The sequence below is a fragment of the Paenibacillus sp. FSL P2-0322 genome (genome assembly GCF_037975315.1).
Classification (GTDB): domain Bacteria; phylum Bacillota; class Bacilli; order Paenibacillales; family Paenibacillaceae; genus Paenibacillus; species Paenibacillus polymyxa_B.
Genome location: NZ_CP150243.1, coordinates 5,330,618 through 5,355,813, shown reverse-complemented (window position 1 = coordinate 5,355,813; position 25,196 = coordinate 5,330,618). Strand labels below are relative to the sequence as shown.

Genomic DNA, 25,196 nt, shown 5'->3' with positions numbered 1-25,196 from the left:
GTCAATAGATTTATGCGTAGATAGGTATAGTATTTATCTCTATTACGTATAATACAACCATTTTGGGCAAATCTACAAGTGATGAAGATCTTCCGGTAAGAGGATTCTGCAGATACGTTGCTCTTTTTTCGAATGCATTCGAGTAAGGGCTTTTCTGTATTTGTAAGATTGAATCTTCTGTATGTGTCTTATTATAAGGTCACAAACAGAGGTTCGCAATGTATTTTTAAAGTGAGTAGACATGAGGGGTGAGTTTAAGTTGGCAGGACATCTTGTTCAATATGGTCGACGCACTCGGCGCAGTTATGCACGTATTAATGAGGTACTCGAGGTTCCGAACCTGATTGAGATCCAACAAAAATCCTATGATTGGTTTTTGGAGGAAGGATTACGGGAAATGTTTCGGGATATTTCGCCAATTCAGGATTTCACTGGAAACCTGATTCTGGAGTTTATCGACTATTCTCTCGGAGAACCCAAATATACCGTTGACGACGCAAAGGAACGCGACGTTACGTATGCAGCACCGCTTCGGGTAAAAGTCCGGCTTATTAATAAAGAAACCGGGGAAGTGAAAGAGCAGGAAGTATTCATGGGAGACTTCCCGCTGATGACTGAAACGGGTACGTTTATTATTAACGGTGCGGAACGGGTTATTGTCAGCCAGTTGGTTCGCTCTCCCAGCGTCTATTTCAGCACAAAAGTCGACAAGAATGCGAAAACAACATACACCGCAACGGTAATTCCTAACCGGGGGGCTTGGCTCGAACTGGAGATGGATGCGAAGGATATTATCTATGTCCGGATTGACCGTACCCGTAAAATTCCGGTTACGGTGTTGCTGCGTGCGCTGGGCTTTGGCACTGATGCTGAGATTCTGGATTTGCTCGGCAATGACGAATATATCCGCAACACACTTGATAAAGACAACACGGATTCCACCGAGAAAGCGCTGATTGAAATTTATGAGCGTCTCCGTCCGGGTGAGCCGCCTACACTGGATAACGCAAAGAGCTTGCTGGTTGCGCGCTTCTTTGATCCAAAACGTTATGATCTGGCCAACGTAGGCCGTTACAAAATCAATAAAAAGCTTCACATCAAAAATCGTCTGTTCAATCAACGACTTGCTGAGACTTTGATTGATACAACGACTGGTGAAATCATCGCTGAAGCCGGGCAAATGGTAGATCGCCGCCTGTTGGACGAGATTTTGGCCCAACTGGAGGAATCAGTAGGACATCGTACGTATCATGTTGCGAGTGGTGTGCTAGAAAGCAATGATATTCCACTTCAAACGATCGATGTATTCTCACCAATTGAGGATGGTAAAGTAGTAAAACTGATTGCTAACGGAAATATTGATAAATCGGTTAAGAATATTACGCCTGCCGATATTATTTCCTCCATCAGTTATTTTATTAACTTGCTTCACGGAATCGGAAGTACGGACGATATTGACCATTTGGGTAACCGTCGTTTACGTTCTGTAGGTGAGTTGCTCCAAAACCAGTTCCGTATCGGTTTGTCCCGTATGGAACGCGTAGTGCGTGAAAGAATGTCGATTCAGGATGCTAATGTAATTACGCCACAAGCGCTGATTAACATACGTCCGGTAATTGCTTCGATTAAAGAGTTCTTTGGTAGCTCGCAGCTGTCTCAGTTCATGGATCAGACGAATCCGCTTGCTGAATTAACGCACAAACGTCGTCTGTCTGCACTCGGACCCGGCGGTTTGACGCGCGAACGCGCGGGTATGGAAGTACGTGACGTCCATCCGAGTCACTACGGCCGCATGTGTCCTATCGAGACACCGGAGGGACCAAACATTGGTTTGATCAACTCTTTGTCCACTTTTGCACGCATCAACGAGTACGGATTTATCGAAGCACCTTATCGTTGGGTAGATCCAAAAACCGGAAAAGTTACAGAGCAGATTGATTACCTGACTGCTGATGAAGAAGATAACTACATCGTAGCTCAGGCGAATGCGGAATTGACGGAGGAAAACACCTTTAAGGATGAGGTCGTCATTGTCCGTTATAACAAACAGTCTGATAACATTATTCCGATGGCTAGTAGCCGTGTCGATTACATGGACGTATCGCCTAAACAGGTCGTATCGGTCGCGACTGCATTGATTCCGTTTCTGGAGAATGATGACTCTAACCGCGCATTGATGGGTTCCAACATGCAGCGTCAGGCTGTCCCACTTCTGATTCCGAAGTCTCCATTGGTCGGAACAGGAATGGAGCACAAGTCTGCGAAAGATTCTGGTGTTTGCGTTGTATCCAAATACAACGGAGTTATCGAACGTTCTTCGGCTAACGAAATTTGGTTGCGTCGTATCGAAACTGTAGATGGCGCTGAAGTGAAGGGCGACATTGTTAAGTATAAATTACACAAATTTATGCGATCTAACCAAGGAACTTGCATCAACCAACGTCCGATTGTGAACAGAGGAGATATTGTCAAAGTTGGCGATATTCTTGCGGATGGTCCATCTACAGAGATGGGTGAGTTGGCGTTGGGACGTAACGTTGTCGTTGCCTTCATGACTTGGGAAGGTTACAACTACGAGGATGCGATCCTGCTGAGTGAGAAACTGGTTAAGGAAGATGTATACACCTCGATCCATATTGAGGAATACGAATCCGAGGCTCGTGACACGAAGCTTGGACCTGAAGAAATCACTCGCGACATTCCAAATGTCGGTGAAGAAGCGCTTCGCAACTTGGATGAGCGTGGAATCATTCGTATTGGTGCCGAAATCGGCGCAGGTGACATTCTCGTTGGTAAAGTTACACCTAAAGGTGTGACTGAATTGACAGCTGAAGAACGTCTCTTACACGCAATCTTTGGTGAGAAGGCACGCGAGGTTCGCGATACTTCTTTGAGAGTTCCTCACGGAACAGACGGGATTGTTGTAGATGTAAAGGTGTTTACACGTGAAAATGGTGATGAATTGCCACCAGGTGTAAATCAGTTGGTTCGTGTATATATTGCTCAAAAACGTAAAATCTCCGAAGGCGATAAAATGGCTGGACGTCACGGTAACAAGGGTGTCGTTGCCCGTATTTTGCCTGAAGAAGATATGCCGTTCCTGCCGGATGGCACACCAGTACAGGTCGTTCTGAACCCGCTGGGCGTACCTTCACGGATGAACATCGGACAGGTGCTTGAAGTCCATCTGGGTATGGCTGCAATGCGTCTTGGTATTCATGTGGCAACTCCAGTATTCGATGGTGCCAAGGAGTATGACGTATTCGATACAATGGAAGAGGCAGGCATGCAGCGTAATGGTAAGACTGTGTTGTATGACGGACGTACGGGTGATCGTTTTGAACGTGAAGTTACTGTCGGTGTCATGCACATGATCAAACTGGCGCACATGGTCGATGATAAAATCCATGCTCGTTCTACAGGTCCTTACTCTCTCGTTACGCAACAACCATTGGGTGGTAAAGCTCAATTCGGTGGACAGCGCTTCGGGGAGATGGAAGTATGGGCATTGGAAGCCTACGGCGCAGCGTACACGCTTCAGGAAATTTTGACTGTGAAATCCGATGATGTGGTTGGACGTGTTAAAACTTACGAATCCATTGTCAAAGGTGAAAATGTACCTGAACCGGGTGTTCCAGAATCATTTAAGGTCTTGATCAAAGAGCTGCAAAGCTTGGGTATGGACGTGAAGATTCTGTCTGAAGACGAACAAGAGATCGAAATGAGAGAGCTTGATGATGAGGATGACACAACCGGCGATAAGCTGAGTTTGAATCTGGAAGGCTCTGAGGTTGGCGTAGAGTAGTTTGACTGCTGACTGACTCATATCAGCTTTGTTATATACCTTGATCCATTCTAGAATGGATCAGGTTTCTTGATACCGCCCGGTGTTGCTGGGCGGTATCAAACCTAAAAACTCAGGATTTGGTTAAGGAGGGTTGCTCCTTGTTGGACGTTAACAATTTCGAATATATGAAAATCGGGCTTGCTTCCCCCGAAAAGATTCGTTCTTGGTCCCGCGGAGAAGTCAAAAAACCGGAGACGATTAACTATCGTACGCTTAAACCGGAAAAAGAAGGACTATTTTGCGAGAAAATTTTCGGACCTACGAAAGACTGGGAATGTCATTGCGGTAAGTACAAACGTGTACGCTATAAAGGTGTTGTCTGTGACCGTTGTGGAGTAGAAGTTACTCGCGCTAAGGTTCGCCGTGAGCGTATGGGCCATATTGAGTTGGCTGCTCCTGTATCGCACATTTGGTACTTTAAAGGCATTCCAAGTCGTATGGGTCTTGCTCTTGATATGTCTCCAAGATCTCTGGAAGAGATCATTTACTTCGCATCTTATGTTGTAACCGATCCAGGAGATACGCCTTTGGAGAAAAAGCAACTCCTGTCCGAGAAAGAATACCGTAGCTATCGTGAAAAATATGGCTATGGCTTCCAGGCAGGTATGGGTGCTGAAGCGGTTAAAAAGCTTCTTCAAGATTTGGATATAGACAAAGAGTTGGAATTCTTGAAAGAAGAGCTGCGTACAGCTCAAGGACAACGTCGTAACCGTGCAATCAAACGCCTTGAAGTTATTGAGGCATTCCGTAACTCCGGCAACCAACCGGATTGGATGATCATGGACGTACTTCCTGTTATTCCTCCTGAGCTTCGTCCAATGGTACAGCTGGATGGTGGTCGTTTCGCTACTTCTGACCTTAACGACTTGTATCGTCGTGTTATTAACCGTAATAACCGTCTGAAACGTCTGTTAGATCTAGGTGCGCCAGATATTATCGTACAAAATGAAAAACGGATGTTGCAGGAAGCTGTTGACGCCTTGATTGATAATGGTCGTCGTGGTCGTCCTGTTACAGGTCCAGGTAACCGTCCTTTGAAATCCCTCAGCCACATGCTGAAAGGTAAACAAGGACGTTTCCGTCAGAACTTGCTCGGAAAACGTGTTGACTACTCTGGTCGTTCCGTTATCGTTGTAGGTCCGTACTTGAAAATGTATCAATGCGGTTTGCCGAAAGAAATGGCACTTGAACTGTTCAAACCTTTTGTTATGAAAGAACTAGTGAACAAAGGTTTGGCGCACAATATCAAGAGCGCGAAGCGTAAAGTAGAACGTGTGAGTGCAGAAGTATGGGATGTGCTGGAAGAAGTAATCAAGGAGCATCCAGTTCTTCTGAACCGTGCCCCTACGTTGCATAGACTCGGTATCCAGGCGTTCGAACCGATTTTGGTTGAGGGTCGTGCGATTCGTCTGCATCCGCTCGTATGTACTGCATATAATGCCGACTTTGACGGTGACCAAATGGCTGTTCACGTTCCGTTGTCTGCGGAAGCTCAAGCTGAAGCTCGTTTGCTTATGCTAGCATCCGGCAACATTTTGAATCCGAAAGACGGCAAGCCAGTTGTTACACCTTCCCAGGATATGGTTCTTGGTTCTTTCTATCTGACTATGGATAACAAAGAAGAAGAAGGAAGCAATATGATCCTTCGCAACATGAATGAAGCTATATCGGCTTACCAACGCGGTACAGCTGGTCTTCATGCTCGTGTAGCTATTCCGGTTAAAGCTTTGAATAAAACGAGCTTTACGGAAAAACAACAGGAAGCGATGTTGATCACAACGGTTGGTAAAATTATCTTTAATGAAATTTTCCCGGCAAGCTTCCCGTACATCAATGATGCGACCCGTGCGAACCTGCTTTATGGTACTGCGGAGGAGTTCTTTGTTTACGAGAAGGGTGTAAATCTTACAGAAGCCATTCAAAACGCTCCGCAAGCTAACGGAGTAGGCAAGGATTACCTTGGTAATATCATTGCCCGTTGTTTTGAGACTTACCATACAACAGAAACAGCTGTAATTCTGGATAAAATCAAGCAGCTTGGCTTTACGTATTCCACTCGTGCAGGGGTAACCGTTGCTGTATCGGACGTAATCGTGCCGGTGGAAAAACAAGAGATTCTTAAGGGATCTGAGGACAAAGCGCAAGTTGTGACGAATCAGTATCGTCGTGGTCTGATTACGAATGAAGAACGCTATGACCGGATTATCGACATTTGGTCTAAAGCGAAAGATGATATTACCGAAGTATTGATGAAGTCCATGGATCGCTACAACTCTATCATGATGATGGTGGACTCCAAAGCGCGGGGTAACAAGTCACAGATTACTCAGCTCGGCGGTATGCGTGGTCTGATGGCCAATCCATCCGGACGTATTATCGAACTCCCAATCAAATCAAATTTCCGTGAAGGTCTGACAGTACTCGAGTACTTCATCTCCACTCACGGAGCGCGTAAAGGTTTGGCGGATACAGCCCTCCGTACGGCTGACTCCGGTTACCTGACTCGTCGTCTCGTAGATGTGGCACAGGATGTTATCGTGCGCGAAGAAGACTGCGGAACGGATAAAGGCTTCACAGTAAGTCGTATCCAGGACGGTAAAGAAGTGATTGAGGATCTCTATGACCGTCTGGAAGGTCGCTATTGCTTTGAAACGGTACGTCATCCTGAGACTGGCGAGATTTTGGCTAGACGTAACGAACTGATTGACTCCGACAAAGCTGAAGCGATTGTTAAAGCCGGTGTACACAAAGTTCAGATTCGTTCTGTACTAAGTTGCCGTGCTAAACATGGCGTCTGCAAGAAATGCTACGGTCGCAATCTGGCTACTGGTAAACACGTTGAGATTGGTGAAGCAGTTGGTATTATCGCTGCACAATCCATTGGTGAGCCAGGAACACAGCTTACTATGCGTACGTTCCACACAGGCGGCGTAGCGGGTGACGATATTACACAAGGTTTGCCTCGTATCCAGGAGCTTTTTGAAGCACGTAATCCTAAAGGTCAGGCAACTATTAGTGAAATTGACGGTACAGTTAAAGAAGTTCGCGAAGGTAAAGACCGCCGTGAGATCGACATTCAGGGTGAAGCTGAAACGAAAACATATTCAGTAACGTATGGTTCCCGCCTGCGCGTAAGCGAAGGTATGACTGTTGAAGCTGGGGACGAACTGACGGATGGTTCAATTGATCCTAAAGAAATGCTGCGTATTAAAGGTATTCGCGGGGTACAGAACTATATCCTTCAGGAAGTTCAACGCGTATACCGGAACCAGGGCGTGGAAATCAACGACAAGCACGTAGAAGTTATGATTCGTCAAATGTTGCGTAAAATCCGTATCATTGATGCGGGCGACACGATCTTACTTCCAGGCTCCTTTGTTGATGTCCATGAGTATGAAAATGCAAACAAGATAGCGATTCTCAGCGGCCAAGAACCAGCGGTAGCTAAGCCGGTACTGCTCGGTATTACCAAGGCCTCTCTGGAAACTGACTCCTTCTTGTCAGCAGCATCCTTCCAGGAAACTACTCGTGTCCTGACTGATGCAGCTATTAAAGGCAAGGTCGATCAGTTGCTTGGACTGAAGGAGAACGTAATTATTGGTAAATTGATTCCTGCGGGAACAGGTATGAACCGTTACCGTAGTGTGAAATTTGCCCAACCGGAAGAGGGACAGTCTCCATCTGAGGAACTCGAACCTATTTCGGCCGAGTAATATAAAAATAGTATGATTGCCGGAACACCGTAGACATAAGCTTTGCATAAAAGCTACAGCAGACGGTGCTCCGGTGTTTTTTCAAAAATGAATCGTACTATTCTGTTTAAATGGATTATAGTTTATAATTGTCTTGACATTACTTATAGTCAATGCTAATATAGCAAAGGTGCGTGAGCAGCCTATATGCTATTGGGTCTTTTCGGAGGAATGAGATATGTCTAAAGAACAGGGACTGCAAGATGCTCATGTCAAAATCGGTACCAAACAAACCATTCGTATGGTAGAATTGGGCTTTGCCTCAGAAGTATATGTGGCAGAAGACGCAGATCAGCGTCTCACTTCCAACATCATTGCTTTGTGCAACAAGCAAGGAGTCAAAGTGACTCTCGTAGACACAATGAAAAATCTCGGAGCTGCATGTGGGATTGAAGTGGGAGCCGCAATGGCTGCTATCGTAAAACAATAGGGTAAGGAACGTTTTTGTCTAAGGAATTGTTATTCTTGGCGGCAAAGACTTTTCATTTGTTCTTTTATGAACCGCCTGGGTCTGTGGGCTTAGATAAGGTTTGTAAAGTAACAGCAAAAATTGAGGAAGGGGGTGGCAACCAACATGCCAACTATTAACCAACTGGTTCGTAAAGGACGTCAAGCCAAAATCGAGAAATCGAAATCACCGGCTTTGCAAAAAGGTTTTAATGCCTTGAAACGTGAAGCTACCGACATCAGTGCCCCGCAAAAACGCGGAGTGTGCACTCGTGTAGGTACTATGACTCCGAAAAAACCAAACTCCGCACTTCGTAAATATGCTCGTGTTCGCTTGACGAACCGTGTAGAGGTGACTGCTTACATTCCAGGTATTGGACATAACCTTCAAGAACACAGCGTAGTGCTGATTCGCGGCGGTCGTGTAAAAGACCTTCCGGGTGTGCGTTACCATATCGTTCGCGGTGCTTTGGATACTGCAGGCGTAAACAACCGCATGCAAGCTCGTTCCAAATACGGCGCAAAACGCCCTAAAGCTAAAAAATCCTAATGAGATATAAACCGCATATGTCGGTTTAACATGTAAGAAAGGGGGATATCCATGCCACGCAAAGGTCCAGTTACCAAAAGAGACGTGTTGCCAGATCCGGTATACAACAGCAAGTTGGTTACCCGCTTGATCAACCGCATCATGCTCGACGGAAAACGAGGCGTTGCTCAAAGCATTCTGTACAATGCGTTCAAGCTTATCCAAGAACGTACGGGGAATGACCCGATGGAAGTTTTTGAAGCAGCTATCAAGAATATCATGCCAGTCCTGGAAGTTAAAGCACGCCGTGTCGGCGGTGCCAACTACCAAGTACCAATCGAGGTAAAACCAGAAAGACGTACGTCCCTGGGATTACGTTGGCTCGTAAACTACTCCCGCAACCGCGGTGAGAAAACCATGGAAGAGCGTTTGGCGGCTGAAATTATCGATGCTTCCAACAACACAGGCGCTTCCGTGAAAAAACGTGAAGACACGCACAAAATGGCTGAAGCAAACAAAGCGTTTGCTCACTATCGTTGGTAGGATTCAGCTCAAAAAAATAACTTCAATTTTGAAGGGAGACCCATTTCATGGCAAGAGAGTTCTCCTTGAAAAATACACGTAATATCGGGATCATGGCTCATATTGACGCGGGTAAAACCACAACAACAGAGCGGATCTTGTTCTACACAGGCCGTACGCACAAAATCGGTGAAGTTCACGAAGGCGCTGCGACAATGGACTGGATGGAACAAGAACAAGAGCGCGGAATCACGATTACTTCCGCTGCGACGACCGCTGCCTGGAAAGGTCACCGCGTCAATATCATCGACACCCCGGGGCACGTTGACTTCACTGTTGAAGTTGAACGTTCCCTTCGTGTATTGGACGGAGCAGTTGGTGTTTTCAGTGCGAAAGAAGGCGTTGAGCCTCAGTCCGAAACCGTATGGAGACAGGCTGATCGCTACGGCGTTCCACGGATCGCATATGTAAACAAAATGGATATCATTGGTGCCGACTTCCTGAATGTTGTCTCCGACATGCGTGATCGCCTTCAAGCGAACGCAGTTGCGATTCAATTGCCAATCGGCGCAGAAAATGATTTTACTGGTATTATCGATATCGTTGAACAAAAAGCTCATATGTACAAAGATGATCTTGGTCAAGATATCGAAGAAGTAGAAATTCCTGCGGAATTCAAAGATCAGGTTGAAGAACTCCGTAATGAATTGATCGAGAAGGTTGCTGAACTGGACGAAGAATTGACAATGAAATACCTGGAAGGCGAAGAAATTTCGGTTGCCGAAATTAAAGCCGCTCTCCGTAAAGGTGTTGTAGAAGTTAAAATCTTCCCAGTTATCTGTGGATCTTCTTACCGCAATAAAGGTGTTCAGCTGATGTTGGATGCTGTTCTCGACTATTTGCCGGCTCCTACTGACGTGCCAAGTATTCAAGGGCATTTGGAAGACGGTACGGAAGTTGAACGTCACTCTTCCGATGAAGAGCCATTCTCCGCATTGGCCTTCAAAATCATGACGGATCCTTACGTTGGTAAGTTGACATTCTTCCGCGTATACTCCGGTGTTCTTCAATCCGGTTCTTACGTATTGAATGCAACAAAAGGTAAACGCGAACGTATCGGACGTATTCTTCAAATGCATGCGAACAGTCGTCAAGAAATCACTGTAGTTTACTCTGGTGATATTGCGGCTGCCGTAGGTTTGAAAGATACAGGTACAGGTGATACACTGTGTGATGAGAAGAGTCCTGTTATTCTCGAGTCCATGAATTTCCCTGATCCGGTTATCGAAATCGCGGTTGAGCCTAAAACCAAAGCTGACCAAGATAAAATGTCTGTAGCTCTCGGTAAGTTGACTGAAGAGGATCCAACTCTTCGCGCTCATACTAACGAAGAAACAGGTCAAACCATCTTGGCAGGTATGGGTGAGCTTCACTTGGACATCATCATTGACCGTATGCGTCGTGAGTTCAAGGTAGAAACGAATGTGGGTAAACCACAGGTTGCTTACCGTGAAACGTTCCGTGCTCCAGCACGTGTCGAAGGTAAATTCGTTCGTCAGTCCGGTGGTCGTGGTCAATATGGTCACGTATGGGTTGAGTTCGAACCACTCGAACCAGGTACTGGTAGTCAATTCGAAAGTAAGGTAGTCGGCGGCTCTGTTCCTAGAGAGTACATCGCACCTGCTCTTGCTGGTATTGAGGAACAAATGAAAAACGGCGTTATCGCAGGCTTCCCGCTTGTGGACGTTAAAGCTACAATCGTGGACGGATCATACCATGATGTCGATTCCAATGAAATGGCATTTAAAATTGCCGGATCAATGGCGCTGAAAGCAGCGAAAGACAAATGTAAACCAGTTTTGCTTGAGCCGATTATGAAAGTTGAAGTAACGGTTCCTGAGGAATACATGGGTGACGTAATGGGTATGTTGAACTCCCGTCGTGGTCGGATTGAAGGTATGGATTCCCGTAGTGGAGCTCAAATCATTCGTGCGAAGGTGCCTTTGTCCGAAATGTTCGGATACTCGACTACACTTCGCTCCGGTACACAAGGACGCGGCGTGTTCTCTATGGAACTTTCTCATTATGAAGAAGTGCCGAAGAGCATTGCTGAAGAGATCGTTGCCAAAACCAAAGGCGGCGAGTAATACAATGTATCAGCTGACCGGTATACTTAAGGTTTTACCAAAAGGGCATCCGGCAGCCTAAAATAAAACAAGTTATTGAGGAGGAATTGTTCAAATGGCAAAGGCTAAGTTTGAACGTAACAAACCGCACGTTAATATCGGTACTATTGGTCACGTCGATCATGGTAAAACTACTTTGACTGCTGCAATCACAACTGTATTGTCCAAAACTTACGGTGGTGCTGCTGTAGCATTCGATCAAATCGATAAAGCTCCAGAAGAGCGCGAACGCGGTATCACAATCTCCACTGCACACGTGGAATATGAAACACCTAACCGTCACTATGCACACGTTGACTGCCCAGGTCACGCCGACTATGTTAAAAACATGATCACTGGCGCTGCACAAATGGACGGAGCGATTCTGGTTGTATCCGCAGCTGACGGCCCAATGCCGCAAACTCGCGAGCACATCCTGTTGTCCCGCCAAGTTGGTGTTCCTTACATCGTTGTATTCCTGAACAAATGCGACATGGTTGAAGACGAAGAGTTGCTGGAATTGGTTGAAATGGAAGTTCGTGACTTGCTGAGCGAATATGACTTCCCAGGCGACGACACTCCAATCATTCGCGGTTCCGCTCGTGAAGCTCTGCAAAACCCAGAGGGCGACTATGCTAAGAAAATCGTTGAAATGTTCGAAACAATCGACACTTATATCCCAACTCCAGAACGCGATACTGACAAGCCTTTCTTGATGCCTGTCGAGGACGTATTCTCCATCACTGGTCGTGGTACAGTTGCAACAGGCCGTGTAGAGCGTGGTACTGTTAAAGTGGGCGACGAAATCGAAATCATCGGTATTCAAGAAGAATCCCGTAAATCCGTAGTAACAGGCGTAGAAATGTTCCGTAAATTGCTTGACTCTGCTCAAGCTGGCGATAACATCGGCGCATTGCTTCGCGGTGTAGATCGTGCACAAATCGAGCGTGGCCAAGTATTGGCTAAACCAGGTTCTGTTAAACCTCATACAGAATTCTCTGCTCAAATCTATGTTTTGACTAAAGAAGAGGGTGGACGTCACAAACCTTTCTTCACTGGTTACCGTCCACAGTTCTACTTCCGTACAACTGACGTAACTGGTATCATTACTTTGCCAGAAGGTTCCGAAATGGTAATGCCTGGTGATAACATCACGGTTACTGTTCAACTGATCAACCCGATCGCTATCGAAGAAGGAACTAAGTTCTCTATTCGTGAAGGTGGACGTACAGTTGGCGCTGGTGCCGTAGCAACAATCTCCAAATAAGAAGGCTTTAGCCTTTAAATAGAGCAACAGTGTACTGGAACGAGTAACATTGTATTGGAACGAAGCTAAACAGCCCCTGCCCTGGTGCGGGGGCTTTTCTCTTGGGAAAATCGCAAGCTGCGAACACAATTGTATCTTTTGAAAATAAGATGCATTGTTTTTTCGTTTTTGCTTGCAATAGGCAGAACTATTCGATATAATAACTAATGTTGTTTGTGACTGTGCGATGATGTGAGAGGTTACTGACACACCCGGCCCCTTTGCCATGGGAGGGCTGTCGGAAAATTTTCACGGAGTATGTCCGATACCAAATTGGGCGATAGAAGGAGGGACTAAAATGGCAAAGCAAAAAATTCGTATTCGTTTGAAAGCTTACGATCATAGAATTCTTGATCAATCCGCTGAGAAAATTGTTGAAACAGCTAAACGTTCGGGCGCAGGTGTATCCGGGCCAATTCCGCTGCCAACTGAAAAACAAATCATTACTATTCTCCGTGCGGTACACAAGTACAAGGATTCCCGGGAGCAGTTCGAAATGCGCACACACAAGCGTTTGATCGACATTGTTAACCCGACTCCACAAACTGTGGATGCCTTGATGCGCTTGGACCTGCCGTCCGGTGTAGATATCGAAATTAAATTGTAATATGTAATTAGGAAAAGAAATGAGGTGTCAACATGAAAGGTATCTTAGGAAAAAAACTCGGAATGACTCAAGTGTTTACCCCTGAAGGTAACGTACTTGCTGTTACGGTTATCGAAGCAGGTCCTTGTGTTGTTCTGCAAAAGAAAGATCTGGAAAACGATGGATACGAAGCTATCCAACTCGGTTTCTCTGATAAGAAAGAAAAAAGATCCAACAAACCTGAAGCAGGACATGCGAAAAAAGCAAATACTGCACCTAAGCGCTACGTTCGTGAACTTCGTGGCATCGACCTTGCTGCGTACGAGGTTGGCCAAGAACTGAAGGCTGATGTCTTCACAGAAGGCGAATTCGTTGACGTAACAGGTATTTCTAAAGGTAAAGGTTTTGCCGGCGTTATCAAACGTTGGGGACAAAGCCGCGGACCAATGGCACACGGCTCGCGTTACCACAGAGGTCCAGGTTCTATGGGTTCCATTCAAGCTAACCGCGTTCCTAAAGGTAAACACCTTCCAGGACACATGGGGCATGAAACGGTAACGATCCAACGTCTTGAAGTTGTTAAGATCGATACAGAACGTAATGTATTGCTCGTGAAAGGTTCCATTCCAGGACCTAAAAATAGCTTCGTTAAAGTATTAGAAACAGTGAAAAAATAAACAACTGAAGAAAGGAGGAACACGAAATGCCAAAAGTAGCACTATTTAATATTAGCGGCAGCCAAGTTGGTGAAATTGAATTGAACGACGCAGTGTTCGGTATCGAGCCGAATAAGCACGTTCTTCATGACGCTGTTGTTATGCAATTGGCTTCCCTGCGTCAAGGTACTCACAAAGTAAAAGGACGTTCTGAAGTACGTGGTGGCGGACGTAAACCTTGGAAACAAAAAGGTACTGGCCGCGCTCGTCAAGGTTCGATCCGTGCACCGCAATGGGTTGGTGGCGGTACTGTATTCGGTCCCACTCCACGCAGCTATGCTTACAAATTGCCTAAAAAGGTTCGCCGTCTGGCGATCAAATCGGCGTTGTCATCCAAAGTGATTGAGAATGAAATTATCGTATTGGACGCTCTTACACTGAACGGACCTAAAACGAAAGAATTCGCAGCCATTTTGAATAACCTTAAAGCTGATCGTAAAGCATTGATCGTAGCTCCTAGCTATGATGATAATGTAGCACTTTCCGCTCGTAATATTCCTGGTGTGAAGTTTGTAGCCGCAGACGGCATTAATGTTCTTGATGTGCTCGGACACGACAAACTGATCATTACGAAGGAAGCAGTTCAGAAGGTAGAGGAGGTGCTCGCGTAATGAAGGATCCTCGTGATATTATCAAACGTCCGGTTATCACCGAACGTACGGCTGGTATGATGAATGACTTGAAATACGTTTTCGAGGTTGACATTCGTTCTAACAAAGTCGAAGTTAAAAAAGCAATCGAAGCCATTTTTAACGTGAAAGTAAGTAACGTAAATACGCTTCGTGTTCCTGCAAAACCAAAACGCTACGGACGTCATTCCGGCTATACGAGCGAGTGGAAGAAAGCGTTCGTAACGCTGAGCAAAGACAGTAAGCCGCTTGAGTTTTTTGAAACGGTATAATTGAAACTGTAAAGTAAGGAGGGAAACTCAGTGCCAATTAAAAAGTATAAACCAACGTCCCCGGCCAGACGTGCTATGTCTGTATCTACTTTCGAGGAGATTACAACTAATCAGCCCGAGAAATCGTTGCTGGCACCTCTGAGCAAGCAAGCTGGACGCAATAACCAAGGTAAAATTACAGTTCGTCATCAAGGCGGCGGACACAAACGTAAATACCGTATTATTGACTTCAAACGTAACAAAGATGGAATACCGGGCCGCGTTGCTACGATCGAATATGATCCAAACCGTACGTCCAACATCGCACTTATCCACTATGTGGATGGTGAAAAACGTTACATCATCGCTCCTAAAGGTCTGAAAGTAGGAGACGAAGTGGTATCCGGTGCAGGTTCCGATATCAAAATCGGTAACTCCTTGCCATTGGAAAACATTCCAGTAGGTACGGTTATCCACAACATCGAATTGAAACCGGGTAAAGGTGGCCAACTCGTTCGCGCTGCTGGTACGGAAGCCCAACTTCTTGGTAAAGAAGAAAAGTATGTTACAATTCGTTTGTCTTCTGGTGAAGTTCGCCGCATTCTGAAAGTTTGCCGCGCTACAATCGGTTCTGTAGGTAACGAAGACCACGAACTGGTGAAAATCGGTAAAGCCGGTCGTAGTCGCTGGTTGGGACAACGTCCTGAAGTTCGCGGTGTTGTAATGAACCCTAACGATCATCCACACGGTGGTGGTGAAGGTCGCGCTCCAATCGGACGTAAATCTCCAATGTCTCCATGGGGTAAACCAACCCTTGGTTACAAGACACGTAAAAAAGGTAAAGCATCTGATAAGTACATCGTTCGTCGTCGTACTAAGTAATAAAACGTGCGCTTAAGTCGCACGTTAACATATTAAGGAACGACTACGTTTTAACGAAGGGAGGATTCATAAATGGGTCGCAGTCTCAAAAAAGGACCATTCATTGATGGTTACCTGTTGAAAAAAGTAGAGGTTTTGAACGAGTCGGACAAAAAAGTGGTAATCAAAACTTGGTCCCGTCGCTCTACGATTTTCCCGCAATTTATCGGACATACGTTTGGTGTATACGATGGTCGTAAACACGTGCCAGTATACGTAACGGAAGATATGGTCGGACACAAATTGGGCGAATTTGCTCCAACACGTACGTACAAAGGCCATACGGATGACGATAAGAAAACAAGAAGATAATCAACACAGCGTAGTGTTTGAGAGGAGGTAAACTCAATGGAAGCAAAAGCACATGCTAAGTCCGTACGGATTTCTGCTCGCAAAGTGAAACTTGTTATCGATTTGATTCGCGGTAAGCAGGTTGGTGAGGCGATCGCAATTCTTCGTCACACTCCAAAGTCCGCTTCTCCAGTCGTTGAGAAATTGTTGAATTCTGCGATTGCAAATGCAGATCACAACTACTCTTTGGACGTAAATAAATTGGTAGTATCTCAGGTTTTTGTAAACCAAGGTCCTACAATGAAACGATTCCGCCCGCGTGCAATGGGTCGTGCAAGTCGCATCAACAAACGCACCAGTCATATTACTCTGGTGGTATCTGAAAAATAAGGAGGGAAAACGTGTGGGCCAAAAGGTAAATCCCGTCGGACTCCGAATCGGTATTATCCGTGATTGGGAATCCAAATGGTATGCAGGCAAAGATTTCGGTGATCTTTTGCTGGAAGACGTTAGAATTCGTGAACATCTGAAAAAAAGATTGAAAGACTCCGCTGTATCCCGTGTTGAAATCGAGAGAGCAGCTAACCGTGTCAACGTAACGATTCACACTGCGAAACCAGGTATGGTTATCGGTAAGGGTGGTTCCGAAGTTGAAAATCTGCGTAATGAAATTACTAAAATCGCAGGCGGTAAAAAGGTACACATCAATATTTCTGAAATTAAAAATCCTGAACTGGACGCAATTCTGGTTGCTGAAAGCATTGCACAACAATTGGAACGTCGTGTTTCTTTCCGTCGTGCTTTGAAACAAGCGATTCAAAGAACTATGCGCTCCGGAGCAAAAGGAATTAAAACTCAAGTAGGCGGACGTCTTGGCGGTGCCGAAATCGCTCGTTCCGAAGGGTACAGCGAAGGAACTGTTCCACTGCATACGCTTCGTGCCGACATTGACTATGGTACAGCGGAAGCTCATACTACTTACGGTCGTCTTGGCGTAAAAGTATGGATCTATCGTGGAGAGGTTCTTCCTCCAGCTAAGAAACAAGCTCCTCAGGAAGGAGGCAACTAATCATGTTGGTACCAAAACGCGTAAAACATCGTAAACAACAACGTGGTCATATGAAGGGTCGTGCAAAAGGCGGTACTACACTGAACTTTGGTGAGTACGGTTTGCAAGCTACTGAACCTGCATGGATTACTAACCGTCAAATCGAAGCTGCTCGTATTGCGATGACTCGTTACATCAAACGTGGTGGTAAGGTTTGGATTAAAATTTTCCCTGACAAACCAATTACTCAGAAGCCTCTTGAGGTTCGTATGGGTAGTGGTAAAGGTAACGTAGAAAAATGGGTTGCAGTAGTGAAACCAGGCAAGATTATGTTCGAACTTGCTGGTGTTCCGGAAGAGATTGCTCGTGAAGCAATGCGTCTTGCCGCTCACAAACTGCCAATCAAAACTAAGTTTGTGAAACGTGAAGAATTGGGTGGTGAAGCAAATGAAGGCTAGTGAATTCCGCAACCTAACCACTGCTGAAATCGAACAAAAGATCTCCGGTTTTAAAGAAGAACTTTTCAACCTTCGTTTTCAACTCGCTACCGGTCAGCTTGATAACCCGACTCGGATCGGCGCTGTGCGTAAGGAAATTGCTCGTGCTAAAACTGTGATCCGTGAAAGAGAACTTGGGATTAGCTAAGATATCAGACCGGGTGGAAAATCCGCCTGTAATTAGGAAGGAGGCCAACAATGAGCGAACGTAATGCCCGTAAAGTATTAGTCGGTAAAGTAGTCAGCGACAAAATGGATAAAACGATTGTGATTGCTGTAGAAACTTACAAAAAACATGATCTCTACCATAAACGTATTAAAGTAACTAAGAAATTCAAAGCTCATGATGAAAACAACACTGCACAAATTGGTGATACTGTTAAAATCATGGAAACTCGCCCTTTGTCCAAAGACAAAAACTGGAGACTGGTCGAAATCGTTGAAAAAGCTGTTATAATCTAATGTAGTGTAGTTTTTCCGAAAGGAGGATAAATAAATGATTCAACCATTTACACGTTTGACTGTAGCTGACAATTCCGGCGCGAAGGAACTGATGTGTATCCGTGTGCTCGGTGGTACGGGACGTCGTACAGCTCAAATTGGTGACCTGATCGTTTGTTCCGTAAAACAAGCAACACCAGGCGGCGTTGTCAAAAAGGGTGATGTAGTAAGAGCGGTTGTTGTTCGTACTAAACGTTCTATCCGCCGTAAAGACGGTTCCTACATCGGATTTGACGAGAACGCAGCAGTGGTCGTTAAAGAAGACAAGAGCCCACGTGGTACTCGTATTTTCGGACCAGTTGCTCGCGAACTTCGTGACAAGGACTTCATGAAAATCGTTTCCTTGGCTCCGGAAGTGATCTAAACTCACCTTAAAATGTGCCCGTAGGAGGTGTACGAAATGCCAAAAGTGAAAAAAGTTCTGGAATCCCATAACAACAAGCTTCACGTCAAAAAAGACGACACTGTTCTGGTGATTACAGGTAAAGATAAAGGTAAAAAAGGTCGCGTTATCGCTGCTTACCCTCGTCAAAACCGTGTGCTTGTGGAAGGTGTTAACATGATTAAAAAACACCAAAAGCCTAATCAGCTGAATCCACAAGGCGGCATCATCGAGAAAGAAGCTCCGATTCACGTTTCCAACGTTATGCACATTGATCCGAAGAGCGGAAAAGTAACCCGTGTTGGTTACAAAGTTTTGGACAACGGAAAAAAAGTGCGCATTGCAAAACGTTCTGGCGAAGTGATCGACTAATTATTTTTTGAAGAAAGGAGGTATATGATTCATGGCTACAACAAGAATGAAAGAACGTTTCTTGAAAGAAATCACTCCTGCTTTGATGCAGAAGTTCAACTATACAACAGTGATGCAAGTGCCTAAAATCGAGAAAGTTGTAATCAACATGGGTGTTGGCGACGCAGTCCAAAACTCCAAAGTACTTGATTCAGCTCTCAACGACATGCAGCTGATTGCTGGTCAAAAACCAGTAATCACTCGCGCAAAAAAATCTATTGCAGGTTTTAAATTGCGTGAAAACATGCCGATCGGTGTAAAGGTAACACTTCGTGGCGAGCGTATGTATTATTTCTTGGACAAATTGTTCAACATTACTCTTCCTCGCGTACGTGACTTCCATGGTGTATCGACAAAAGCTTTCGACGGACGTGGTAACTACACGCTTGGTCTGAAAGAACAGTTGATCTTCCCGGAAATCGAGTATGATCAAGTTGATAAAGTTCGTGGTATGGACATCGTTATCGTAACGACTGCCAAAACTGACGAAGAGTCCCGTGAGCTTCTGACTCAGCTGGGCATGCCTTTCGCAAAATAATGTTGGCATAACGTTTCGGGCGTCTGATTTTAAAGACACCCTGTTCTCCGAAACTATTTAGGAGGTGTCAGGCTAAGTGGCAAAAACTTCAATGAAAGTCAAACAACAACGCACACCAAAGTTTAAAGTTCGTGCTTACACTCGTTGCGAGCGTTGTGGTCGTCCACATTCGGTACTGCAAAAGTTTAAGATCTGCAGAATTTGCTTCCGTGAATTAGCTTATAAAGGCCAGATTCCTGGCGTGAAAAAAGCAAGCTGGTAAAAAGTCCTGTTTGGGAAGGAGGTTTATACACAATGACTATGTCTGATCCAATTGCAGATATGCTTACTCGTATTCGTAACGCGAACACAGTTCGTCACGAAACAGTAGAAATGCCTGCATCTACAATGAAAAAACAAATCGCCGACATCCTGAAACGTGAAGGATTCATTCGTGATGCGGAATTTGTTGAAGATAGCAAACAAGGGATTATCCGTATTTTCTTGAAATACGGTGCGAACAACGAGCGTGTTATTACAGGTTTGAAAAGAATCAGTAAACCAGGTCTTCGCGTTTACACGAAGAGCAATGAGATTCCACGCGTATTGGGTGGACTCGGGATCGCAATCATTTCAACATCCAAAGGTATCATGACCGACAAAGAAGCACGTCAGTCCAAAGCCGGCGGAGAAGTTGTTTGCTACGTTTGGTAAGATAACGTTTAAAAGATAGGAGGTGCAACAGATATGTCCCGTATTGGTCGTAAACCAATCACAGTACCAAGTGGTGTTGACGTGACTTTGAACAACACAGCGATCACAGTTAAAGGTCCTAAAGGAACATTGACTCGTGAGCTTCATAAAGACATGTCCGTTACTGTGGAAAACAATGAAATTAATGTAGTTCGTCCTTCGGACAACAAACTTCACCGCTCTTTGCATGGAACAACCCGCAGCGTTGTCAACAACATGGTAAGTGGTGTAACTGAAGGGTTTTCAAAATCTCTGGAGCTGGTTGGGGTCGGATATCGTGCAAGCAAATCCGGAGATAAAATCGTTCTGAACGTTGGATACTCTCACCCGGTTGAAATCACACCGGAAGCGGGCATCGAATTCGAAGTTCCTTCGAACACTAAAATCATCGTTCGCGGAATTGATAAAGAGCGTGTAGGTGCCTACGCTGCTAAAATTCGTTCCGTTCGTGAACCTGAACCGTACAAAGGTAAAGGGATTAAATACGAAGGCGAGCGCATCATTCGTAAAGAAGGTAAAGCCGGTAAGAAGAAATAAGTTTCTTACCGACTTTGTGCGGTCTTTCTGCAGGAAAGACTTCGTACTTCTTTTTTACCCAGTGCGTCTTAGTATAAAGTTTTAAAAGGCAAACTGAAGGGAGTGAAAACTTGAGATGATTACAAAACAAGATAAAAATAAAGCACGTGTCAGAAGACATCTGCGTGTACGTAAGAAAATCGAAGGTACGGCTGTACGTCCTCGTTTGAACGTATTCCGCTCTTCCAAGCATATCTACGCACAACTGATTGATGATGTAGCTGGTGTAACATTGGTATCTGCATCCACTATGGATAAAGAACTGAGCAGCGAAATCAAAAACGGCGGTAGTGTAGAAGCAGCTCGTAAAGTTGGCGAACTCGTTGCTAAACGTGCGAAAGAAAAAGGCCATGCTAACATCGTATTTGACCGTGGTGGATACTTGTATCATGGACGGATTCAAGCTTTGGCTGATGCAGCTCGCGAAGCAGGCCTTGAATTCTAAGACATTTCTCAAAAGGAGGTTAACGACTTGCGTGTAGATCCGAATACTTTGGAACTGACTGAAAGAGTAGTAAATATTAATCGTGTAGCTAAAGTTGTCAAAGGCGGACGCCGTTTCAGCTTCAGTGCTCTGGTAGTAGTGGGCGACGGCAACGGCTGGGTAGGCGCTGGAATCGGTAAAGCTGGCGAAGTACCTGATGCAATTCGCAAAGGTATTGAAGATGCTAAGAAAAACCTGGTTCACGTTCCACTCGTAGGAACAACAATTCCTCACCTTGTTACAGGTAAGTTCGGTGCTGGCCGGGTTCTGTTGAAACCGGCATCGGAAGGTACTGGAGTTATCGCTGGTGGTCCGGTTCGTGCTGTACTGGAACTTGCTGGTGTAGGTGATATCTTGACAAAATCTTTGGGTTCTTCGAATTCCATGAATATGGTCAATGCGACTTTGGAAGGTTTGTCCCGCTTGAAACGCGCTGAAGAAGTTGCAAAATTGCGCGGCAAATCCATCGAAGAGCTGCTGGGCTAAGGAGGGAATATCATGGCGAAATTAGAAATTACCCTCGTTCGTTCGTTGATCGGCCGTCCTGGTAATCAGAGAACGACTGTTAAAACGCTCGGCTTGCGTAAAATCAACCATAAAGTAGTTCAACCCGACAATGCAGCTATTCGCGGGATGATTAATCAAGTTAGCCATTTGGTTTCTGTTAAAGAAATTGAGGCTTAAGAAATAAAGTATTTTAACAATAATCAAGGAGGTGCAACGAACGATGAAGTTACATGAGCTTTCCCCAGCTCCAGGCTCCCGCAAAGAACGTAAACGTTTGGGTCGTGGTCCTAGTAGCGGTACGGGTAAAACTTCTGGTCGTGGTCATAAAGGTCAAAACGCTCGTTCCGGCGGTGGTGTACGTCCGGGCTTCGAGGGTGGTCAAAACCCACTGTATCGTCGCTTGCCTAAACGCGGTTTCGTAAATCCTACTCGTAAAGAGTATGCGGTTTTGAATATCGAAGATTTGAACAGTTTTGCAGCGGGTACAGAAGTAAGCCCTGAGTTTTTGCTGAACAATGGCATTGTGAAAAACGCTAAATCCGGAATCAAAATTCTGGGTAACGGTGAAATCACTGTGAAATTGACAGTTAAAGCGAACAAGTTCTCTCAATCTGCGGTAGAGAAAATTGAAGCTGCCGGCGGTAAAACCGAGGTGATCTAATGTTCAAGACCCTGAAAAATATATGGCGGGTTGAGGATCTTAGAACCCGAATCCTGTTCACCCTGTTTATACTCTTTGTATATCGTATTGGCTCCTTTGTGCCGGTTCCCGGCGTGAACAAGCAAGTCTTTACTTCTCAGGATCAGGCAGGAAGCGAGTTGTTTGGACTCCTTAACACCTTCTCAGGGGGCGCATTGTATCAGTTTTCGATCTTCGCCCTCGGGATTATGCCATATATTACAGCGTCCATCATTGTACAGTTGCTGTCAATGGACGTGATTCCGAAACTTGCGGAATGGGCTAAACAAGGAGAGCATGGTAAAAAGAAGTTGGCTCAAATTACGCGTTATGGTACGGTAATACTTGGCCTGATTCAAGCATTCGGAACGTCGATTGGCTTTAATCGACTGTACGGTGCAGCGATGATTCCAGGAGCCACTTTTGCAGATTATCTGGTCATTGCCATTGTGCTTACAGCAGGAACTACGTTCCTTATGTGGCTCGGTGAGCAAATTACCGAAAAGGGAATCGGCAATGGTATCTCTATTGTTATCTTCGCAGGGATTGCAGCGGGTATTCCAAGACATATTCGGACGGTTGTAGAATCTCAGTTTATTCAGGCAGATCAGCTGTTTATGAATATTCTGAAGGCAATTATAATTGCCCTGGTGATTGTTCTGATTATTGTTGGTGTTATCTACATCCAGCAAGGTATTCGGAAAATCCCGGTACAATACGCGAAACGTGTAGTTGGCAACAAAATGTACGGTGGCCAGAATACGCATATTCCGATGAAAATTAATGCGGCAGGCGTTATTCCGGTAATCTTTGCGGTATCATTGCTGCAATTCCCGACAATTATTGCGAGTTTCTGGGCAGATCATGTTTGGGCTAAGTGGGTTACCACTTACTTGTATTATGACAAGCCGCTGGGCATGGTTTTGTATGTCGTAATGATTATCGGTTTCACATTCTTCTATACCTTTGTACAGATGAATCCGCAGCAAATGGCCGACAATATGAAGAAAAACGGCGGTTATATTCCGGGAATTCGCCCGGGTAAAGCCACGGAGAAATACTTGACACGAGTAATGTCACGTTTGACAATGACAGGAGCCTTGTTTCTGGCAGTCATATCCGTTTTGCCGGTATTCTTCGGTTCGCTTTCGGGCTTGCCTCGTTCCGTGCAAATTGGCGGTACTTCATTGCTCATCATCATTGGTGTAGCATTGGATACAATGAAGCAAATCGAAAGCCAACTGATCAAACGCCATTACAAAGGCTTCATCAACAAATAGGCAATAGGTACCGGCTTAGGATGTTCGCATGCTTACCGGCACCTTTTGTGCTGTTTCTTGTGTAGGGGTCGTCTTGAGGAGTGACAGATTGTGAATATTTTGATCATGGGCCCTCCGGGGGCTGGTAAAGGTACACAAGCAGATGTCATTGTGAAGGAATTCGGCATTCCTCATATCTCGACAGGTGATGCTTTTCGCCTAGCGATGAAACAGGGAACACCTATTGGCATTAAAGCTAAAGAATATATCGACAAGGGTGAACTTGTTCCGGATGACGTAACAATCGGTATCGTTGAAGAACGGCTACAACAGCCAGATTGCAAGAAAGGGTTCTTGCTGGACGGTTTTCCAAGAACTTTGGCTCAAGCTGAAGCCTTGGATCAAATTTTGGGTCGTTTGAATACGAAGCTAGATGACGTCATCAACCTGAAAGTGGATAGTGACAACTTGTTGGCACGAATCACAGGACGGCGGGTTTGTAAAAGCTGCGGAACTAGCTATCATATTGTCTTTAATCCTCCTAAGGTTGAAGGCATTTGCGATAAAGACGGTGGGGAACTCTATCAGCGTCCTGACGATAATGAAGATAGCGTAAGAACACGACTTGACGAATATAGTAATAAAACAGCACCACTCCTCACGTTTTATGAGAACCAGAATCTTCTGCGTCATATTGACGGAGAACAGGATATTGATGTGGTTTCCCAAAATATCGTGTCCTTGTTGCGGGGTTAGCTGTAATGATCATTTGCAAGTCGGGGACGGAATCAAGCTTTATGAGGAAAGCTAAGAGAATAGATACGGAAACGGATCATCTCTTGGCAGGACACATCGAGCCCGGTATTACGACCGGTGAACTTGATCATTTAGCTGATCGGTATATTCGCAGTCAGGGAGCTGTGCCGTCTTTTAAAGGTTATAACGGTTTTCCTGCTAGCATTTGCGCTTCAGTCAACGAACAACTGGTGCACGGATTTCCCGGCAAACGCAAGTTAAACAAAGGCGATATCATCGCGAAAACTCGCCAGTTTACAATGTCGCATGCCATTCAGCAATATATTGAGAATCCAAACCGTGGTATTCCTGAGCAGGGGCCGAGGCTGAAAACCGGCATTGGGCTGGCTATTGAATCAATGATTCAGATAGGTTCTCACCATGTAGGGACGCTGGAAGACAACTGGACGGTCGTTACGATGAACGTAACCTCATGTGCTCATAACGAGCAAGCGGTGACGTGCGAAACGGGCGGCATGGACATTTTCACGAAACTGAGTGCGTAGGTGATTGTAATGATTCAGCAAGGAAACCTGCAAATCGGTCAGCTGGTGAAGATTCTGAAAGGCAGAGGTGCCGGACAGATTGCGGTTGTCGTTTCAGTAGCAGATAGCAGGTTTGTATATATTGCGGATGGGGATAAACGAAAGTTTGATCAAGCGAAGAAGAAAAATGTTCTTCATTTGGTGCCTCAGCCAAAGATTAGTAGCGAGATTGTAAACAGTTTAAACGAAAGCGGTCGGGTGACGAATGGAAAGCTGCGCCATGCAGTGAAAACTTTCCTGGACTCGTCCGAATACCAAGCTGAAGAGAAAGGAGACTGAC

At 45.3% G+C, this 25,196-nt stretch carries 32 protein-coding genes; all 32 read left to right on the top strand.

Going from position 1 to position 25,196, the window contains the following annotated elements; genetic code table 11:
• Positions 1-259: 259 nt before the first annotated feature.
• The 32 genes from rpoB (at position 260) to MKY24_RS23625 (ending at position 25,195) form a co-directional block, all read left to right on the top strand.
• Positions 260-3,805 carry a DNA-directed RNA polymerase subunit beta gene (gene rpoB, locus MKY24_RS23780; RefSeq protein ID WP_028542620.1) on the top strand — a complete coding sequence of 1,182 codons (3,546 nt, stop codon included), beginning with the start codon at positions 260-262 and terminating at the stop codon, positions 3,803-3,805.
• Between the two features lie 140 nt (positions 3,806-3,945).
• Entirely contained in the window at positions 3,946-7,560 is a 3,615-nt protein-coding gene (gene rpoC / locus MKY24_RS23775; protein ID WP_013312165.1) for a DNA-directed RNA polymerase subunit beta', read from the top strand.
• A 217-nt stretch (positions 7,561-7,777) separates the two neighbouring features.
• Positions 7,778-8,029, top strand: coding sequence for a ribosomal L7Ae/L30e/S12e/Gadd45 family protein (locus tag MKY24_RS23770; protein ID WP_007432588.1), 252 nt, complete (start codon positions 7,778-7,780; stop codon positions 8,027-8,029).
• Positions 8,030-8,173: 144 nt separating this feature from the next.
• Positions 8,174-8,596, top strand: a complete 423-nt coding sequence (gene rpsL / locus MKY24_RS23765; protein ID WP_007432587.1) for a 30S ribosomal protein S12 — start codon at positions 8,174-8,176, stop codon at positions 8,594-8,596.
• 51 nt (positions 8,597-8,647) lie between these two features.
• Positions 8,648-9,118, top strand: coding sequence for a 30S ribosomal protein S7 (gene rpsG, locus MKY24_RS23760; RefSeq protein ID WP_007432586.1), 471 nt, complete (start codon positions 8,648-8,650; stop codon positions 9,116-9,118).
• Positions 9,119-9,165: 47 nt separating this feature from the next.
• A complete protein-coding gene (fusA, locus tag MKY24_RS23755; protein WP_023990559.1) occupies positions 9,166-11,244 on the top strand; it encodes an elongation factor G in 2,079 nt (692 codons plus the stop codon).
• A 94-nt stretch (positions 11,245-11,338) separates the two neighbouring features.
• The gene (gene tuf, locus MKY24_RS23750; protein ID WP_028542619.1) at positions 11,339-12,529 is read left to right on the top strand and encodes an elongation factor Tu; all 1,191 of its coding nucleotides are present in this window, start codon (positions 11,339-11,341) and stop codon (positions 12,527-12,529) included.
• A gap of 337 nt (positions 12,530-12,866) precedes the next feature.
• Positions 12,867-13,175 carry a 30S ribosomal protein S10 gene (gene rpsJ / locus MKY24_RS23745; RefSeq protein ID WP_005544556.1) on the top strand — a complete coding sequence of 103 codons (309 nt, stop codon included), beginning with the start codon at positions 12,867-12,869 and terminating at the stop codon, positions 13,173-13,175.
• Positions 13,176-13,207: 32 nt separating this feature from the next.
• Complete coding sequence (gene rplC, locus MKY24_RS23740) at positions 13,208-13,831, top strand: 50S ribosomal protein L3 (protein ID WP_013312161.1); 624 nt, start codon at positions 13,208-13,210, stop codon at positions 13,829-13,831.
• 26 nt (positions 13,832-13,857) lie between these two features.
• Entirely contained in the window at positions 13,858-14,481 is a 624-nt protein-coding gene (rplD, locus tag MKY24_RS23735; protein ID WP_013312160.1) for a 50S ribosomal protein L4, read from the top strand.
• On the top strand, positions 14,481-14,771 hold the full coding sequence (rplW, locus tag MKY24_RS23730) for a 50S ribosomal protein L23 (RefSeq protein ID WP_013312159.1): 291 nt from the start codon (positions 14,481-14,483) through the stop codon (positions 14,769-14,771). Before rplD ends, rplW begins: the two co-directional genes overlap by 1 nt.
• A 30-nt stretch (positions 14,772-14,801) precedes the next feature.
• A complete protein-coding gene (gene rplB, locus MKY24_RS23725; protein ID WP_023990557.1) occupies positions 14,802-15,632 on the top strand; it encodes a 50S ribosomal protein L2 in 831 nt (276 codons plus the stop codon).
• Between the two features lie 72 nt (positions 15,633-15,704).
• The gene (gene rpsS, locus MKY24_RS23720; protein ID WP_007432579.1) at positions 15,705-15,983 is read left to right on the top strand and encodes a 30S ribosomal protein S19; all 279 of its coding nucleotides are present in this window, start codon (positions 15,705-15,707) and stop codon (positions 15,981-15,983) included.
• A gap of 36 nt (positions 15,984-16,019) precedes the next feature.
• Complete coding sequence (rplV, locus tag MKY24_RS23715) at positions 16,020-16,352, top strand: 50S ribosomal protein L22 (protein ID WP_013312157.1); 333 nt, start codon at positions 16,020-16,022, stop codon at positions 16,350-16,352.
• 13 nt (positions 16,353-16,365) lie between these two features.
• A complete protein-coding gene (rpsC, locus tag MKY24_RS23710) occupies positions 16,366-17,031 on the top strand; it encodes a 30S ribosomal protein S3 (RefSeq protein ID WP_013312156.1) in 666 nt (221 codons plus the stop codon).
• A gap of 2 nt (positions 17,032-17,033) precedes the next feature.
• Positions 17,034-17,468, top strand: coding sequence for a 50S ribosomal protein L16 (gene rplP, locus MKY24_RS23705; protein ID WP_007432576.1), 435 nt, complete (start codon positions 17,034-17,036; stop codon positions 17,466-17,468).
• Positions 17,458-17,655: a 50S ribosomal protein L29 gene (gene rpmC, locus MKY24_RS23700; RefSeq protein ID WP_007432575.1), complete on the top strand. Its 198-nt coding sequence runs from the start codon at positions 17,458-17,460 to the stop codon at positions 17,653-17,655. Before rplP ends, rpmC begins: the two co-directional genes overlap by 11 nt.
• A gap of 50 nt (positions 17,656-17,705) precedes the next feature.
• Positions 17,706-17,969, top strand: a complete 264-nt coding sequence (gene rpsQ / locus MKY24_RS23695; protein ID WP_007432574.1) for a 30S ribosomal protein S17 — start codon at positions 17,706-17,708, stop codon at positions 17,967-17,969.
• 34 nt (positions 17,970-18,003) lie between these two features.
• The gene (gene rplN / locus MKY24_RS23690; protein ID WP_007432573.1) at positions 18,004-18,372 is read left to right on the top strand and encodes a 50S ribosomal protein L14; all 369 of its coding nucleotides are present in this window, start codon (positions 18,004-18,006) and stop codon (positions 18,370-18,372) included.
• Positions 18,373-18,408: 36 nt separating this feature from the next.
• Positions 18,409-18,762: a 50S ribosomal protein L24 gene (gene rplX / locus MKY24_RS23685; RefSeq protein ID WP_013312155.1), complete on the top strand. Its 354-nt coding sequence runs from the start codon at positions 18,409-18,411 to the stop codon at positions 18,760-18,762.
• 31 nt (positions 18,763-18,793) lie between these two features.
• The gene (gene rplE / locus MKY24_RS23680; protein ID WP_007432571.1) at positions 18,794-19,339 is read left to right on the top strand and encodes a 50S ribosomal protein L5; all 546 of its coding nucleotides are present in this window, start codon (positions 18,794-18,796) and stop codon (positions 19,337-19,339) included.
• A gap of 76 nt (positions 19,340-19,415) precedes the next feature.
• On the top strand, positions 19,416-19,601 hold the full coding sequence (locus tag MKY24_RS23675) for a type Z 30S ribosomal protein S14 (RefSeq protein WP_013312154.1): 186 nt from the start codon (positions 19,416-19,418) through the stop codon (positions 19,599-19,601).
• A 32-nt stretch (positions 19,602-19,633) separates the two neighbouring features.
• Positions 19,634-20,032, top strand: coding sequence for a 30S ribosomal protein S8 (gene rpsH, locus MKY24_RS23670; protein WP_007432570.1), 399 nt, complete (start codon positions 19,634-19,636; stop codon positions 20,030-20,032).
• 33 nt (positions 20,033-20,065) lie between these two features.
• Complete coding sequence (gene rplF / locus MKY24_RS23665; protein WP_013312152.1) at positions 20,066-20,608, top strand: 50S ribosomal protein L6; 543 nt, start codon at positions 20,066-20,068, stop codon at positions 20,606-20,608.
• A gap of 115 nt (positions 20,609-20,723) precedes the next feature.
• Complete coding sequence (rplR, locus tag MKY24_RS23660; protein WP_007432568.1) at positions 20,724-21,092, top strand: 50S ribosomal protein L18; 369 nt, start codon at positions 20,724-20,726, stop codon at positions 21,090-21,092.
• A 27-nt stretch (positions 21,093-21,119) separates the two neighbouring features.
• Positions 21,120-21,617, top strand: a complete 498-nt coding sequence (gene rpsE / locus MKY24_RS23655; RefSeq protein ID WP_013312151.1) for a 30S ribosomal protein S5 — start codon at positions 21,120-21,122, stop codon at positions 21,615-21,617.
• Positions 21,618-21,629: 12 nt separating this feature from the next.
• Entirely contained in the window at positions 21,630-21,815 is a 186-nt protein-coding gene (gene rpmD / locus MKY24_RS23650; RefSeq protein WP_013312150.1) for a 50S ribosomal protein L30, read from the top strand.
• A 43-nt stretch (positions 21,816-21,858) separates the two neighbouring features.
• Positions 21,859-22,299: a 50S ribosomal protein L15 gene (gene rplO / locus MKY24_RS23645; protein WP_013312149.1), complete on the top strand. Its 441-nt coding sequence runs from the start codon at positions 21,859-21,861 to the stop codon at positions 22,297-22,299.
• Complete coding sequence (gene secY, locus MKY24_RS23640; protein ID WP_013312148.1) at positions 22,299-23,597, top strand: preprotein translocase subunit SecY; 1,299 nt, start codon at positions 22,299-22,301, stop codon at positions 23,595-23,597. Before rplO ends, secY begins: the two co-directional genes overlap by 1 nt.
• 90 nt (positions 23,598-23,687) lie before the next feature.
• On the top strand, positions 23,688-24,332 hold the full coding sequence (locus MKY24_RS23635) for an adenylate kinase (protein ID WP_013312147.1): 645 nt from the start codon (positions 23,688-23,690) through the stop codon (positions 24,330-24,332).
• 5 nt (positions 24,333-24,337) lie between these two features.
• Positions 24,338-24,877, top strand: a complete 540-nt coding sequence (locus MKY24_RS23630; protein WP_023990556.1) for a M24 family metallopeptidase — start codon at positions 24,338-24,340, stop codon at positions 24,875-24,877.
• A 9-nt stretch (positions 24,878-24,886) separates the two neighbouring features.
• The gene (locus MKY24_RS23625; RefSeq protein ID WP_013312145.1) at positions 24,887-25,195 is read left to right on the top strand and encodes a KOW domain-containing RNA-binding protein; all 309 of its coding nucleotides are present in this window, start codon (positions 24,887-24,889) and stop codon (positions 25,193-25,195) included.
• Position 25,196 lies beyond the last annotated feature (1 nt).

Bases quoted from the DNA above. Each gene is read 5' to 3' on its own strand.
- MKY24_RS23770 (WP_007432588.1), top strand. From the start codon at position 7,778: ATGTCTAAAGAACAGGGACTGCAAGATGCTCATGTCAAAATCGGTACC.
- rpsL (WP_007432587.1), top strand. From the start codon at position 8,174: ATGCCAACTATTAACCAACTGGTTCGTAAAGGACGTCAAGCCAAAATC.
- rpsG (WP_007432586.1), top strand. From the start codon at position 8,648: ATGCCACGCAAAGGTCCAGTTACCAAAAGAGACGTGTTGCCAGATCCG.
- fusA (WP_023990559.1), top strand. From the start codon at position 9,166: ATGGCAAGAGAGTTCTCCTTGAAAAATACACGTAATATCGGGATCATG.
- tuf (WP_028542619.1), top strand. From the start codon at position 11,339: ATGGCAAAGGCTAAGTTTGAACGTAACAAACCGCACGTTAATATCGGT.
- rpsJ (WP_005544556.1), top strand. From the start codon at position 12,867: ATGGCAAAGCAAAAAATTCGTATTCGTTTGAAAGCTTACGATCATAGA.
- rplC (WP_013312161.1), top strand. From the start codon at position 13,208: ATGAAAGGTATCTTAGGAAAAAAACTCGGAATGACTCAAGTGTTTACC.
- rplD (WP_013312160.1), top strand. From the start codon at position 13,858: ATGCCAAAAGTAGCACTATTTAATATTAGCGGCAGCCAAGTTGGTGAA.
- rplW (WP_013312159.1), top strand. From the start codon at position 14,481: ATGAAGGATCCTCGTGATATTATCAAACGTCCGGTTATCACCGAACGT.
- rpsS (WP_007432579.1), top strand. From the start codon at position 15,705: ATGGGTCGCAGTCTCAAAAAAGGACCATTCATTGATGGTTACCTGTTG.
- rplV (WP_013312157.1), top strand. From the start codon at position 16,020: ATGGAAGCAAAAGCACATGCTAAGTCCGTACGGATTTCTGCTCGCAAA.
- rplP (WP_007432576.1), top strand. From the start codon at position 17,034: ATGTTGGTACCAAAACGCGTAAAACATCGTAAACAACAACGTGGTCAT.
- rpmC (WP_007432575.1), top strand. From the start codon at position 17,458: ATGAAGGCTAGTGAATTCCGCAACCTAACCACTGCTGAAATCGAACAA.
- rpsQ (WP_007432574.1), top strand. From the start codon at position 17,706: ATGAGCGAACGTAATGCCCGTAAAGTATTAGTCGGTAAAGTAGTCAGC.
- rplN (WP_007432573.1), top strand. From the start codon at position 18,004: ATGATTCAACCATTTACACGTTTGACTGTAGCTGACAATTCCGGCGCG.
- rplX (WP_013312155.1), top strand. From the start codon at position 18,409: ATGCCAAAAGTGAAAAAAGTTCTGGAATCCCATAACAACAAGCTTCAC.
- rplE (WP_007432571.1), top strand. From the start codon at position 18,794: ATGGCTACAACAAGAATGAAAGAACGTTTCTTGAAAGAAATCACTCCT.
- rpsH (WP_007432570.1), top strand. From the start codon at position 19,634: ATGACTATGTCTGATCCAATTGCAGATATGCTTACTCGTATTCGTAAC.
- rplF (WP_013312152.1), top strand. From the start codon at position 20,066: ATGTCCCGTATTGGTCGTAAACCAATCACAGTACCAAGTGGTGTTGAC.
- rplR (WP_007432568.1), top strand. From the start codon at position 20,724: ATGATTACAAAACAAGATAAAAATAAAGCACGTGTCAGAAGACATCTG.
- rpmD (WP_013312150.1), top strand. From the start codon at position 21,630: ATGGCGAAATTAGAAATTACCCTCGTTCGTTCGTTGATCGGCCGTCCT.
- rplO (WP_013312149.1), top strand. From the start codon at position 21,859: ATGAAGTTACATGAGCTTTCCCCAGCTCCAGGCTCCCGCAAAGAACGT.
- secY (WP_013312148.1), top strand. From the start codon at position 22,299: ATGTTCAAGACCCTGAAAAATATATGGCGGGTTGAGGATCTTAGAACC.
- MKY24_RS23630 (WP_023990556.1), top strand. From the start codon at position 24,338: ATGATCATTTGCAAGTCGGGGACGGAATCAAGCTTTATGAGGAAAGCT.
- MKY24_RS23625 (WP_013312145.1), top strand. From the start codon at position 24,887: ATGATTCAGCAAGGAAACCTGCAAATCGGTCAGCTGGTGAAGATTCTG.